This window comes from Photobacterium halotolerans DSM 18316, from assembly GCF_000425165.1.
GTDB lineage: Bacteria > Pseudomonadota > Gammaproteobacteria > Enterobacterales > Vibrionaceae > Photobacterium > Photobacterium halotolerans.
Genome location: NZ_AULG01000015.1, coordinates 122,089 through 135,561 on the forward strand (window position 1 = coordinate 122,089; position 13,473 = coordinate 135,561).

Genomic DNA, 13,473 nt, shown 5'->3' on the forward strand with positions numbered 1-13,473 from the left:
GAATTTCAGCAAATTATAGAGAGAGGAAGCCAATATTCCTAACGAAGGTTACAAAGGTAAGAGCAACATCCCAGTTTCATTGTGAATATGCCGAAAGAAAAGCGCGTCAATGTTGCCTCTTATCGCTGTGACTGGTTCGCACTAAAGGTTTGTCACACTTTTCACTTTGGTGGCCTCTGAAGTAAAAATTCAGTATTAGATGCTGCATTTCACACGAAGTACGGTGTTATGGCATTGATACTCCCGGGTTCCGGCCCGCAAATTCTGAATTTTATTTTTCAGATATGACCTTTGTAGCAATATTCTGCTGCGGCCTGAATTGTTAACCATTTTGTAACTTTTTGCGGGAAGTTGTTTCCTGTTAGGTGTTTATAATGTTTCAGAATGTAAATGACTGAAAGTGAAACATTTTAGCAACAATACTGAAAAGAGTGACCACTATTAAACCGCCGTAAAACCTGCAACAATAGCTGTAAAAGGGCGATCCGGTGAAAGAGTTGGCGTCCATTGTCATTAACGTCGGGTTTTTGAGTGAGGTTCTTATGAAGTTCTTGATCATTCTCGCTGTATCGGTTGCTGCCGGTGTTTTCTCAGGGGAGCATCTTCATTCATTTATGGCCGGTTTTGGCATAGCGTCTCTGGCGGTAGGTACGGCCTACTGGCTGGCATTCCGGGCAACACGTTATCCTCAATTGGCATTCATGCTGCTGCTGACCGGGTTAATGGCTAAAATGGGCGTCACAGTCGCAGGGGTAATGTGGGGACTGGAAAACCAGGTGATTAACTCACCTCTGGTGTTTGCTCTGTCATACCTTTTCTTTTCTGTTGTGGCTACTTACGGCTACTTCAAACTGCGCGAATATCAACTTGCCCGGCTTGAAACGCTCAAGTTTGCCAACGCATAATGCACAAAGGGCCGCAGATGAGTGGCCCTTTGTCTTTTCACTTCTGAACATAGCATACCGGGTCTTTTAAAGGTTATGCCGCACTCCCATCTGAACCGCCCCTTTTACTTGCAGATCCGCAGTCAGTAAGGCCAGATTGGCTTTATATCCCGCTCTGACCCTTCCATAGTGTGCATCCAGACCCAGAGCTTTGGCCGGGTACAGGCTTGCCATCCTTAGTGCTTCTTCTTTACTGACACCGACATGATTAATCAGATTTTGTACGCCTTCAATCATGGTAACAGCCGCGCCGGCAATGGTACCGTCTGCATAATGACATTTACCGTCAGTGACATAGGCCCTGGTGCCTGCCATGTCATATTCTTTGAGGTCAGTACCAGCAGGTGTCACAGCATCTGTGACCATAAAGAGTTTCTCTCCCAGAAGCTGGTGGGCAATTCTTACCGAGGCGTAATTGACATGAATACCATCTACAATGATGCCGGCATGGGGTTTGTAATCAAAGATATAGCCGACAGCACCCGGTTCACGAGAGTCCAGCGGGCTCATCGCATTAAACAGATGCGTCGCCATACTGATGCCCTGTTTGGCGGTGTAGTCGGTGTACCGGCCATTGGTGTGACCCATAGACACTATGATGTTCGCCTCTGTCAGCTGGTTAATCACCGCCTGATCACATGACTCTGGTGCCAGTGTAATGACTTTTATGCAATGGGCATGGCTGACCAGGTACTGAGCGGTTTCTTCATCAAGTTCCCTGATGCATTTTTCCTGATGTGCTCCTTTCTTTTGGCGGTTGATGAAAGGGCCTTCTAAATGCAGTCCCAGTACCCCTTCAGATTCCGGGGCATCAATGCTTTCCATTAACTGGATGACTTCGTTAAGCGGTTCGGCTTCGCTGGTGATAAAAGTGGGAAGATATTGAGTGGTACCGTAGCGAAGGTTAGTCGCATTCATGGTATCCAGGGTGGATTTGGCAATATCTGTGTTGAGCAAAACACCGCCACAACCGTTTAGCTGAATGTCAATGAAACCTGCGGTGGCCAGCAGTCCTGTACCGTCGAGGCACTCTGGCGGGAGTAAGTGACGGGACTTGGCTTGCGACATGGGCATGACGGCAGAGATAGTGTCTCTGTCGATAAGAATGGCTTGATCGGCAACAATCGCGCTGCCATCAAACACGCTGATGTGGGTTATGGCGTACATGGGCCGGACTCCGGAAATGCAGAGGAGGAGATTAACCTATGGCTATCTTATTTTTTGTATGAAAATAAGATAGCCTGCATTGCATCCGGGATCAATTTCTCAGTGAAATTAATGTCAACTTTGTGACTTAATTATTTGATGAGGTTTAAGATCTGCCGGAAGCTTTCGCCTTCAGCGACGCCTTGCAACTCAAAAAGAACCATTTCTGTGCACGAGATTGAGGCGCCCGCTTGTTGCATGCGATTCAGGGCGACTGTTTTGTTCGCCGCATTCCGTGAAGAGACAGCATCGGAAATGACTTCGACATGGTAGCCTTTGCGCAGTAAATCCATGGCGGTTTGATAGACACAGATGTGTGCTTCGATGCCGACCAGCAATACGTTTTTGCAACCAGTGGAAACCAAAGCATCCATAAAGTCGATCGACTGACAACCGCTGAAACAATTTTTGGCAATCGGAGCCTGATCAGTGAGATGCTCAGCAATCTGAGGGATGGTGGGCCCAAGCTTATCGGGTAACTGTTCTAACCAGATGACAGGTAATTGAAGGGCTTTTGCTCCTTGCGTCATGACTGACAGGTTCTGATAGAGAGTCTCACTGTCTGACATCAGGCTGGCCAGTTTTCCCTGAACATCAACGATCACCAGCGCGGTTTTATTGCGATCCAGCATAAGAATATCCTTTATATTAGTTCACCGTTATGTGCTTTTATATGACATGTGCTTTTATATGAAAAGTTTAGCGGTGATTGCTCCTTGGTTGTAAGGCAGAACATGGTTCTATCTGACCATAAAGTCAAGTCGGTTTGGTATTTTGTCTGCCCCATAAGCTAAAATAGTTTGGTGAAGTCGACCAAAGTGAAAAGCCTTGTAACTTGTTTCATCTTTACATTATGGGTAAATGACGGAACAATGACCCGATATTGAAACGTACCTGAAAAACCATGACTGAAAAAAAATCGAATCCTCTTACTGATCTTATCTTCAATGTCATCGTACCGTCTGTGGTACTGATGAAGCTGAGTGGCCAGGAACAACTGGGCCCTGTTAATGCATTGATACTGGCACTGGCTTTCCCGATTGTGCTGGGTGGCTATGAACTGATCAAACACAAGAAGTTTAACTTCATTTCGTTATTGGGCTTTGTCAGTGTATTACTGACCGGTGGAATAGGTTTACTTGAACTTGATAATCAATGGCTTGCAATTAAAGAAGCCTTGATTCCTGGTTTGATTGGACTTGTGGTGTTTGTCTCAACATTCACTAAGTATCCTGTTGTAACCAAAATGATTTTCAACGATGCCGTTCTGAATCTCTCGCTGATCAAAGAGAAATTGACACAAAACGGCAAACTAACTGAATTCAACAAGTGTCTGGCACAGTCTAATTATTTGTTTGCCAGTACCTTCGTGTTTTCCTCGATAATGAATTACGTACTGGCCACCACCATAGTGACCAGCCCGGCAGGGTCAGAAGCTTTTAACGAAGAGCTGGGTGAAATGACGCTGCTGAGTTATCCGATGATCGCGATTCCGTCCATGCTGATGATGTTCGGTATCTTTTATTACGTCTGGCGTTCTATACGGCGCATGACCAATCTTGAAGCTAACCAGATTTTCAAGATGCAGTAATACCGCCAAGGGCTTACCACTGAGTAAGCCCTTTTTACATCTGCGTATCACAGAGTCGATGCCGGTCTTGTTCGCAAATATCGGGCAAAGCGAGGGATATGGTTATGTGTAAAGCCGTTATATCTGATGGTGACTATACTTCCGATTTCAGGGGGAACGGCACGATCTGCATCTGAAAAACCCATACCGATTTTAAAGGGCGGCAGAGCTTCCATCTTTACCCAGAGCGCCCCCATCAATCCCTGATATTTCCCTTTCCCGGGCTCGTAGCCAACCACGACAGCTTCTGCATCTTCGAAGCGTTTTATTTTTACTAAGCTGTCTGACCGGCCTGCGACATAGGGTTGCGAAGCATGGTGTAACATTATTCCTTCACCGCCATCGGCTTCTATTTCCGACAGCCAGTTCTTTACCATGGCTATTGAGGTCAGTTTTCGCTGCTCTATGACGTTGATGTATGGATGATTTAATGTATCGACCAGTGCGGTGACATGGCGCCGGCGCTCATCAAATGAACCAGGATGTGCGGGGGCATCGAATACCATGAATCGGATCTTTTCCCACTGTTCAGGGTTGGGTGATGAATCCAGCACTGTTTGTGATACCAGATGAAAAGCGTCTCTTCCGGCCCATAATTCGCCCTCTAACACTTGGTCAGGTAAGCCAGCGGTGAACCACTGTGGTGCATGAATAACGTGCCCTGTACGGGTTTGCAGCTGCTGGCCATTCCAGTGGGCGCGGATGCCATCTAATTTTTCGCTGACCCAATAATCGGTCATTCTTGTACCCATAGGGAGCAGAAATGAGTCATCTTGCCAGGCAGCAGAAGTGGCTCTCATTGTTACCGTTTCTTTGGCATAACTGATTGGGCTCAGCATTAAGGTGATGATCATCGCCAGCTCAGATTGCTTCATGTTAGTTTTCCTCCGGGGGCTACAAGGGCAAAAGTAACCCGACACTGTCATATCCAGATTTTATTCCGAGGGAAAAAGCGAAAGAGTGCGGCAGGAATGTGATTCGGAATAGCTAATTTTCTTTCGCTATCATAGACTTTGCGAATGAAGCCTCAATGAAGCTTGATATAGCTCTGACATCGGCCCGTAACGGCTGTGGTAGTTTGTGTCATGCCCACTTGGGTACCCGGGGTTTTGAAGCCATTGGGGATAGATTGGGCTGTTATCGTGCCTAATTACGTATTGAACTGGGTAGTTTGTCAGGAGAAAGGAATGGAGTTGATGTCGAACTGGAAAGTGACTCTGGTTGCCGGTTTAGTCGCAGGAATGCTACTGGCATCGGCAATAGGGCACATTCAGCATCAGCCAACGGTTGCGGAAATGGACAACCTTCGTGAGATCAACGCTGAACAGGCGGAGCAAATACAAAGCCTGAGCTCGCGTTTAGAAACGATGGCGTCAATGGAAACTCAAAAAGCGATTGAATTTAAACAGCTGCAGCAACAACTCGACCAGAAAGCGCTGGAGCTGGCTTCAGTACGCGAAGAGCATGCAAAACAAATGGCAGCTCTCAAACAGCAGAAAAAGCAGCTGGTTGTGACCAAAAAACAATTAGATACCAAAGTCGAGACGCTGACTGAAGCCACCCAAAAGCAGCAGACTGTATTGTCCAACTCTAAAGCGCTGTACCAGCAGCAACTGGAACTGCAAAAACAGCTCAGTCAGGTAGAGGCCGGTGTGAAGCAAGCGCGACGTGTCGCCGAAGAGTTTAAAAAGCCGTGTGATGAGTTTAAATCCGGCAAGAGTTGGAATTGGGTTTCTCAGGCTGACTGTGATCGCTATGAAGCAAAATTATCCAAAGTGGCGGAAGCAGAAGTGGAACGAACGGCGCTTCAGAACGAACTTGATGAACTGAATGAGAAAATCAATGTTGCATTGCCAAAAGATGAGTGATGTTTATGACGATCAACAAGTGTCAACCTGGCAGCCTGAGCATTCAGGATGTGTTATCAGACATACCTGATAAGCTGCCGGAAGAGCTGTTTCAGACTCTGATTAATACATCTGGTGTCCGTATTGAGCGAATCATCTCGCGGGGTCACCAGACCCCTCCTGACGAGTGGTACGATCAGGATGAAGATGAGTGGGTGATGGTTATTCGGGGGGCCGCCGAGCTGGCATTCGACGATGGCCGTTTGTCCGTTCGATTACGTGAAGGCCAGAGTATCTATCTTCCCGCACGCTGCCGCCACCGAGTCAGTTGGACGGCACCCGGCGCGAATACCATCTGGCTGGCGGTATTTTTTCCGCCAGACCGCAATGACCTGTCGATTCTGCCTGAATAAAACCGGCATCCAGAAGATACCGGTGCTGTTGTTGTCAGATCTTCACTGTGCTGCCAGATAAGGTTTAGCCAACCGGCAGAGCTAACGCGACTGGAAACTGGCGTGCTTTCGCTAATGCCTCGGCTTTTTCGGTGATAGTGGCAGCGCCAATCTGCTGAGTGACTGCAAAGCGAGCTTCCAGAGGTAATGTCAGGCCACTTTGTTCAGCACTAATCAAGCCGTCTTCTACCAGCTTTTTAATGATGACCTCTGCGGCGGTTAATGCAGAGGACGCTTTGACGATCTCGGTGCGGGCATAGTGATGCCCATCGAACGAGACATCGGCAGCGCGAAGGGAGGGATCTTCCCCCGGGATCTGCTGCGCCCCAAACAGTGGCGGGCCACCGACGCTGGCTGTTTTATACGCTGGCAGATGTTTGGCAACATGTGCGATAGCCCTGCGCGTTCGTTGCTCTATATCACTGGGCTGCCAGCCGTTTCTCAGCATATTTTTGTATATAGGATTTAATACGGGCTGCGCGCTTTGTTCATTGCTGCTGACCAGGCCGTCTTTAAAGAGTGTGATGTCTTCTGTCATGCCGTGTAACTGGAAGTGGCCGTCCGGGTAGGGGGTAAGTTGCGCCATGCCCTGCGGGGTGCCACGCTGCCCATGAAAAATAATTTCGGGCCAGTCTGCTTTGCTGTCTTCCCATCGGGTGACATAGGCTGCTTTAAATTCGACCAGACGTTTACGTTTATAATGCGCCATATCATCTAAGGTGCCGGTGCGGTAACCACAGGCATTGATCAGATAATCCACTTCCTCTTTGTGGCTGTTGCAATTGCTACTGCCTTCACCCAGACAACGGTAAGTAATTTGCCATTTATGGGTCTGATTATCCTGCTCTATATGCGTTACCTTGGTGCGTGTTCTGACCTGGCTGTTGGGAAGTGCATCCAGTCCCAGAGTGACAGTGGCGGCTAAGCGAAAGACGCTTACACCGTACTCCTGAACAAGTACGATGGGGAATTTAAAATTATCAAGGTCAAGGTGTTTTGCGACCGGAACCATCCAATCATCAGGTTCTGTTGCACGGTTTGGTATAGTGCGTTGAGCCAGTCTTACCATATCTTCGCGATAATAAAGGCGGAAATAATCATCCGGCTCGCCCAATACGGCATTTGCCGGATCAGCCTGAACCAAGGCTTTATAGTGTTGTTCAAGCAAAGTCAGTCGGGGTAACAATAAGTCGGGATGGCCGGGATCCTGTTTCGGAACAGCGATGACGGTGGGGCGAATATTAGCACTGTGTTTATAGACTCTTAACGTATCGACAGACTGTGTCAGCAGTTGAATACACTGCTCATCAGAAATGTCACGATACAGATTGCCGCCTGCGTGTAAGTGGCAGATAGGAGGACCGTTAACCAGGCTGGGTCCTTCTTCGAAAAGGTTGACAGAGAACCCTTGCTCGGCAAGCCGGAGTGCAATGGTAGAACCTGCCATTCCGCCGCCAATAACCCCAATTTTCAGGTGGCTAAAAGGTCTGTTTGTGCCAGTTTCAGTTGTCATCAGCGGTAAATTCAACATTTTTGTAATCAGTTCTCATGCCAGACATTTTACTTGTCTGGCGCGCTGTTTGAAACAGTGAACATAAACAAACTCATTGATTGTACATTTTTCTGTCAGTGTGAATTTACAATGTAAACATTATGCACCTGAATGTGCATCTTAGGTGGGTTGTTAATCGGTGAGAGTGATAAAAACTGCCCTCAAGCCTTGCCGGTTTGCCTGCTGTCAGTGGTACTTTTTTGACTTTAATGGTTAAGAAAGCCCTATTTCATGGCTCTGTGAAAGATTGTGCTTAAAAATCGCTTCAGCCGGATGTCTTAAAAAAGATATCGGTGCGCTATAACCTGCTTATTACCTTGCAAAAATTGGAATCTCTGTCTAAACCCTTAGAGGTAGTGGTGAACTAATAAAAAGGAAAATTTTATGATTCGAATAATCAAATTTGTTCCGTTGGCGATTTTTTTGTCTGGTTCAGTTGTCGCCGCGACAGAGAATCCGTGGTATTTCGGCGCCCGGGTAGGCGGCACACATTTCAACAATTTTGACGGTGCGATTGACGGCCAGAAAAGTGACTACGGGCAAGATGACTGGGGCGGGGGTGTTTTTCTGGGTTACCAGTTCTCGCCTTTGGTTGGTTTAGAAGGCGGGTACACTTACCTTGGTGAAGCCGATTATGATTTAGGCAGTGGTGGCTTTGAAGCTTACGGTTTGGATTTAGTTGCCAAGCTGACATGGCCTGTGACGGATACGGTTGATCTGTATGCCAAAGCGGGTGGCTTTTTCTTTAATGTTGATAACACGGTAAATGGTGCAGATGACAGCGGTACATCGGGCACGGCAGGGGTTGGGGCTGAGTTTTATATGAATCCCAACGTATCAACACGGTTAGAGTATCAATATTACAATCAGGTTGGGCGCAGTGAGCCTGGTAAGACAGATATTCATTTCTACGGGTTGAGCCTGGTATATCACTGGGGAGCACCGGCCGCCGCCGTTGTTGTTGAAGAGGCAGCTCCGTTGCCAGAACCTGCGCCATTACCCGCTTCAACTATTCAGCCTATTCGGGTGGCATTACCGTTTAACTTTAACAGTAGTCAGTTAACGCAAGAAGATATTGCGCGCCTGCAACCCATTGCCGACCGTCTGGTGAATTATCCTGACAGTAAACTTCAGGTGATAGGCCACACAGATGCATCCGGAACACCGGCTTATAATCAGAAACTGTCTGAAGAACGTGCTGCAGCCGTCGCGGGTTATCTGGCGGGCTACTTCAGTATTGGTATGGACAGAATCGAGATTAAAGGCTTTGGCGAACGGGATCCTATTGCAACGAACAACACCGAAGAAGGACGAGCGCAAAACCGCCGCGTAGAAGCTTATATGCCTGGAATGACGGTTGATAACAGTCAATAGTTCAGCACTTTTATCCTTTACTCAGCAAAGCCTCCTTGATGGGAGGCTTTTTCTGCTCAGAGCAAAAATAATCCAATATTCAGCTTATCAGCCTGGCGCTTTACAGTTGGGATGTGGTGTCGTTGAAACGGGCAAGCGGCCGATTTCACGCTGTAGATCACCAATGCGCGATGCATGTGAAGGGTGGGTGGACAGTATCTCAGGGGGTTGCCCACCGCCACTGGCTTTGCTCATGTTTTGCCAAAGTGCCACACTCTGATTCGGATCGAAACCGGCTTGTGACATCATACGCAGCCCGATGATATCAGACTCTGATTCCTGCGCACGGCCATAAGGCATCAGGATGCCGTACTGCACACCAAGCCCGAGCCCGGCCATGGCCATTTCCTGATACTCAGTGCCACCGAGGGCAACGCTGGAAATTTGCAAACCAAGGTTGGCTAACTGAGAGCGGGACAAGCGCTCGTTGCTGTGTTTGGCAAGCACATGACCAATTTCATGGCCGATAACGGTCGCGAGCTGGTCCTGATTCTTTGCAACTTTCAGAAGACCAGTATATACGCCGATTTTTCCGCCGGGCAGCGCGAAGGCATTCACCTGATCACTGTCAAATACAACCACTTCCCAGCTTGGGGCTTCTGGTTGGCGGCCAAGCGATGCAGTTAAAGCGCGAGTGACACACTGAACATAGGCGTTAACCTGAGGATCAGTATTGATCTTTTCCTTTTTTTTCATCTCCTCAAAGGATTGCGCGCCCAGCTGCGACATGTCCTGTTCAGAGAACAGCAGTACCTGTTGCCGGCCAGTGGGTGAATTACTGCAAGCAGCCAGCAGTAACGCACTTGCCAGCAAACTGGTTATGGGTAAATGGCGAAATGCTATCATAATTCTCACTCCTCGCTTTTTAGTATATGCCATGTTGTAGATCGCTTATCAGCCATTTATATAGATGTTATGCTGGCGTAATCTAGCCTGTTATAAGGAATCGCAATGTCGATTTGGCAAAAGAAATTTGATCTTAACAATTTAAATCAAACCTCAGTAAACACTCTGGTTCAACATCTCGGCATCGAATACAGTGCCTTTGATGACAATAGCTTGACGGCAATAATGCCAGTAGATTCAAGAACTCACCAGCCTTTTGGCATGTTGCATGGCGGAGCATCTGTGGTTCTGGCTGAAACGCTGGGTTCGATTGCTGCCAACATGTGCGTCAGTGACGATAAGTACTGTGTTGGTCTTGATATCAATGCCAATCATATCCGTGTTGTTCGTACTGGCTTTGTTAAAGGAACAGCCAGCCCTGTGCACTTAGGGGCCACAACCCAAGTCTGGCAAATAACAATCACTGATGAACGGGACAGTCTCGTGTGTACAAGCCGGTTAACGATGGCGGTGCTGAAACATAAAAAGAAGGGTGAAGTATGATTCTGATATTCAGCCAGGGCAGGATTGTTGCTAATCAGCATGAGCTGGTTATTCGTCTTGAAGGAACGGGTAAAGTGACTTTGCAGGCCAGGGCCGATGATATCCGGTTGCTGAGACAACCGAATATCATTACAGCAACAGGGAGTGGTGTGCAATGGTCAATACATTTGGATGATGATACACAACTTGAAGCCCTGTCGGACTGTATGGGCATTGCCATTGATTCTCACCATAATTAAAAATGATTTCCTTTTTATAGCTATTAGTCGCACTTTTATCTTTTTTGAGGGATATATCGCGAAGTTACGCTTAATGGCTTTTATCTCTGAACGTTTTTCTACAGAATCGAATTATTATATTTGATTTTTCGATGTAATTTAGAGCTTGCAGATTAGCTATTTATTGATGTGGCTATAAGAAAGGATATCTATGCAAGAGCCTCCACTTAACAGAATCGCGGTTAACGCTTTTCGTGCTCTGTTTAGCAGTTGCCCTGATTTTTGTAATTTACAACCCACTTTTTATGGTTGGGTTGCATTTCTTGCTTCAGAGAAACGACGAGTGGTTATTAAGTTCTGCCGTCAGCCTGGCCGGCTGAGTCAGGAAATTCATTCTGTTAATCGTTTAAGAGCAATGATTGATTGCAAAGTACCTGAAGTTTTATTTTTTGGTTGTGAGGAAGGGCATGAATTCATCGTTATGGAATGGATGGATGGTGTTCCGGCACATGAATTACCGAATGATCATCATGCCCTGGAGGTATTTTCGGAACACTTTACAGAACTTCTCATTAATATGCACAATCAACCTAATGATGGCGGCTTTGAAATAGCAGAGAATACGTATGATTCTCAAATAACACCTGCATTTGAAATATGGATGAGTCCGGTTTTACGTTTTGTACTGGGTAGTGATTCTCCTTTTTCAGCGGAGCTGAAAAATCATTTCGAAAAGCTCTGGGATGAGCGTCAGCGTGTATTAGCCCCCATGAATGAGCAGCCATCTTTTGTGCATGATGATTGTCATTTAGCGAATGTTCTTTTTGATGCAAAAACGTTTAAAGTGGCAGCAATTCTCGATCCTGCCGATGCGGGTATAAAGCACCGGGAGTTTGATGTGTTCCATTTGAATGATATTCGTCCCGAATTGGATCTCATTGCCCGTTATGTGGCGAAATACCCTCTTGCCGAAGGCTATGAAATACGGCGTTGGTATTTAAGTCTCTGGGATGATGCAAAACATGCATCAAACATTGGCTGGTATGATGAGCAAAGCTTCATTTACAAACTACAGAAATATCATAGCTTAACAAAAAGGCAGGACTGGATGTTTTGAGAGGTGCCGTTAAATTGTTTACAATATGCGCGTATTCTTGATGTTTAGTGGCAACTGTATGAAAAAATTGCTCTTTTTGTTTATGATAATTCTTTTATCGGGTTGTGTGTCTTCGACTCAGCCTTCAAATCAGAATGGCGATGTCGTTCAGACTGACGAACCTGTAACGTCAGTGCCGCAGGAGCAATCTGAATCAGTCAAGGCAACGCCTTCTGCCCCGGCTGTTGCCACGCCTGCTGAAACCACATCCCCTGACATCATACCCCGGACGGTTAAAGCAAAAATCCCCGCTGTTACGCCGCCGCAACCCAAAAAAGTGAAAACCCGTGATGGAAAGTTGATACTGGGTCAGCACGAGTGGGTGTGGCTGAGTCCGGCAAAGCAGTTCGTGAAAGTACGGATTAACCAGGAACAAAAAGCATCGACTCTTGGCGTGACATCACTGGTTCCTTTTGAGCGTGATGGCAATGAATGGGTCAAATTTACAGCTCGCGGTATGGACTTCGAATTCCCCGTGATTCGGTGGTCTGGAAAAGATGACGCCAAGTCAGCCATTGTCCGGTTAAGAACCATTCTGGGGGATCTCAACGCACTAACCGATTTTGCTTTGGTGGAAGGCAAAGATGTTGTGCTGGGCGAGAATTTCACAAAAGATGTGGCGATTGTCGATTCGACCCGGGATTTTGTTCAGCCTAAAAAGAAGAAATGAAGATACGCAGCCAGACGCAATTTTGATGTCACTGAGCCGGACAGTAAACTGCCTGGCTCAGTGCGATTACGCAGATCTGGTCTGTACTGAGACTTCATAGCTGGTGAATTTGCGCACATTGATCACACCAGTGTCGAATATCAGGTATTGCCCTTTGATGCCAAGTAATATCCCTTCAACAACAGGTTCTTTATCGAAATTATGCGACTGTATTTTCTTGGGGTACAAGCTTACCGGGTAAGCAATCTCGACTATGTCCTGATTAAGACGTTCAATGGAATCTGCTCCAAAATGCAGTAACAAGTCCTGAAGCTTTTCTTCAATAGCTGGCAGCAGTTTGTCTGCTTCCGCGGTTAAATCGATCGACTCTGCATCTCCTTTCAGCATTGCCCGCCAGTTGGTTTTATCAGCGATGAATTCAGCTAATGCAACTTCAACTAACCCGGAAAGGTGACGGTTTTTCACTTTCAGTATCGGTAAAGCCTGTGTGGCACCCTGATCAATCCAGCGGGTCGGAATTTGGCTATGACGGGTGATCCCGACTTTAAGGCCTGAAGTATTAGACAGGTAAACGTAGTGGGGCACCATGCAGTGTGAATCACCCCATTCAGGCTCCCGACATGTACCTTGTGCATAATGGCAGGTTTCTGGCTTCATCACACACATGTCACAGCGAGCCAGTTTTTTCATACACGGAAAGCAATGCCCTTGCGAATAGCTTTTTTTCGTCTTTCTTCCGCAGGCATCACAGAAAATATTGCCGCTGAAAGTGAGTTGCAGGTGATGACCAATCAACGGGTTCAGATCGAGAGTGTGATCTCCAACCAGCAGTTGATAACTGACGACATCGCCAAGTGATGAGCGCATTTTACTTAATGTACCTTGCATGATAATTCTCTGCTTACATTGCTTAAGATGGGATCTTTGCCCCTGTAGGGTGAGTGTATCATTTCGGTCTTCAACAAGAAAAACCGGCCCGGGTGAAGTGAGCCGGTT

15 protein-coding genes are annotated in these 13,473 nt (G+C 46.9%); 9 read left to right on the plus strand and 6 right to left on the minus strand.

Going from position 1 to position 13,473, the window contains the following annotated elements:
• Positions 1-542: 542 nt before the first annotated feature.
• On the plus strand, positions 543-905 hold the full coding sequence (locus H511_RS0103725) for a hypothetical protein (RefSeq protein WP_027251099.1): 363 nt from the start codon (positions 543-545) through the stop codon (positions 903-905).
• A gap of 66 nt (positions 906-971) precedes the next feature.
• Here H511_RS0103725 and nagA read toward each other — a convergent pair whose 3' ends face one another.
• Together nagA and H511_RS0103735 are read right to left on the minus strand one after the other, a co-directional pair.
• Positions 972-2,111 carry an N-acetylglucosamine-6-phosphate deacetylase gene (gene nagA / locus H511_RS0103730; RefSeq protein ID WP_027251100.1) on the minus strand — a complete coding sequence of 380 codons (1,140 nt, stop codon included), beginning with the start codon at positions 2,109-2,111 and terminating at the stop codon, positions 972-974.
• 131 nt (positions 2,112-2,242) lie between these two features.
• Positions 2,243-2,782, minus strand: coding sequence for a hydrolase (locus H511_RS0103735; protein WP_027251101.1), 540 nt, complete (start codon positions 2,780-2,782; stop codon positions 2,243-2,245).
• 272 nt (positions 2,783-3,054) lie between these two features.
• On the opposite strand from H511_RS0103735, the gene H511_RS0103740 reads away from it, so the two are divergent.
• The gene (locus H511_RS0103740; protein WP_027251102.1) at positions 3,055-3,741 is read left to right on the plus strand and encodes a VC0807 family protein; all 687 of its coding nucleotides are present in this window, start codon (positions 3,055-3,057) and stop codon (positions 3,739-3,741) included.
• A 47-nt stretch (positions 3,742-3,788) separates the two neighbouring features.
• On the opposite strand, the gene H511_RS0103745 is transcribed toward H511_RS0103740, so the two are convergent.
• Complete coding sequence (locus H511_RS0103745) at positions 3,789-4,655, minus strand: DNA ligase (protein ID WP_036758633.1); 867 nt, start codon at positions 4,653-4,655, stop codon at positions 3,789-3,791.
• A gap of 321 nt (positions 4,656-4,976) precedes the next feature.
• Here H511_RS0103745 and H511_RS0103750 point away from each other — a divergent pair, with 321 nt between their 5' ends.
• Both H511_RS0103750 and H511_RS22470 read left to right on the plus strand, forming a co-directional pair.
• On the plus strand, positions 4,977-5,648 hold the full coding sequence (locus H511_RS0103750; protein ID WP_248616568.1) for a chromosome segregation ATPase: 672 nt from the start codon (positions 4,977-4,979) through the stop codon (positions 5,646-5,648).
• A 5-nt stretch (positions 5,649-5,653) separates the two neighbouring features.
• Positions 5,654-6,040 carry a cupin domain-containing protein gene (locus H511_RS22470; protein ID WP_051287819.1) on the plus strand — a complete coding sequence of 129 codons (387 nt, stop codon included), beginning with the start codon at positions 5,654-5,656 and terminating at the stop codon, positions 6,038-6,040.
• Positions 6,041-6,104: 64 nt separating this feature from the next.
• Here the strand turns inward: H511_RS22470 and H511_RS0103760 are convergent, their stop codons facing one another.
• Positions 6,105-7,610: an NAD(P)-binding protein gene (locus H511_RS0103760; RefSeq protein WP_081669179.1), complete on the minus strand. Its 1,506-nt coding sequence runs from the start codon at positions 7,608-7,610 to the stop codon at positions 6,105-6,107.
• 405 nt (positions 7,611-8,015) lie between these two features.
• Between H511_RS0103760 and H511_RS0103765 the strand changes: the two genes are divergently transcribed.
• Positions 8,016-9,005, plus strand: a complete 990-nt coding sequence (locus H511_RS0103765; protein ID WP_027251106.1) for an OmpA family protein — start codon at positions 8,016-8,018, stop codon at positions 9,003-9,005.
• An 87-nt stretch (positions 9,006-9,092) separates the two neighbouring features.
• On the opposite strand, the gene H511_RS0103770 is transcribed toward H511_RS0103765, so the two are convergent.
• The gene (locus H511_RS0103770) at positions 9,093-9,890 is read right to left on the minus strand and encodes a M48 family metallopeptidase (RefSeq protein WP_036758639.1); all 798 of its coding nucleotides are present in this window, start codon (positions 9,888-9,890) and stop codon (positions 9,093-9,095) included.
• 105 nt (positions 9,891-9,995) lie between these two features.
• On the opposite strand from H511_RS0103770, the gene H511_RS0103775 reads away from it, so the two are divergent.
• The 4 genes from H511_RS0103775 to H511_RS0103790 all read left to right on the plus strand — a co-directional run bounded on the left by H511_RS0103775 (position 9,996) and on the right by H511_RS0103790 (position 12,477).
• On the plus strand, positions 9,996-10,433 hold the full coding sequence (locus H511_RS0103775; RefSeq protein WP_027251108.1) for a hotdog fold thioesterase: 438 nt from the start codon (positions 9,996-9,998) through the stop codon (positions 10,431-10,433).
• Positions 10,430-10,672, plus strand: coding sequence for a DUF3389 domain-containing protein (locus H511_RS0103780; RefSeq protein ID WP_027251109.1), 243 nt, complete (start codon positions 10,430-10,432; stop codon positions 10,670-10,672). Before H511_RS0103775 ends, H511_RS0103780 begins: the two co-directional genes overlap by 4 nt.
• Positions 10,673-10,862: 190 nt before the next feature.
• Entirely contained in the window at positions 10,863-11,768 is a 906-nt protein-coding gene (locus tag H511_RS0103785; RefSeq protein ID WP_027251110.1) for a phosphotransferase, read from the plus strand.
• A 58-nt stretch (positions 11,769-11,826) separates the two neighbouring features.
• Positions 11,827-12,477: a putative ATP-dependent zinc protease gene (locus tag H511_RS0103790; protein WP_027251111.1), complete on the plus strand. Its 651-nt coding sequence runs from the start codon at positions 11,827-11,829 to the stop codon at positions 12,475-12,477.
• A gap of 66 nt (positions 12,478-12,543) precedes the next feature.
• On the opposite strand, the gene H511_RS0103795 is transcribed toward H511_RS0103790, so the two are convergent.
• Positions 12,544-13,365 carry a DUF2797 domain-containing protein gene (locus H511_RS0103795; RefSeq protein ID WP_027251112.1) on the minus strand — a complete coding sequence of 274 codons (822 nt, stop codon included), beginning with the start codon at positions 13,363-13,365 and terminating at the stop codon, positions 12,544-12,546.
• Positions 13,366-13,473 lie beyond the last annotated feature (108 nt).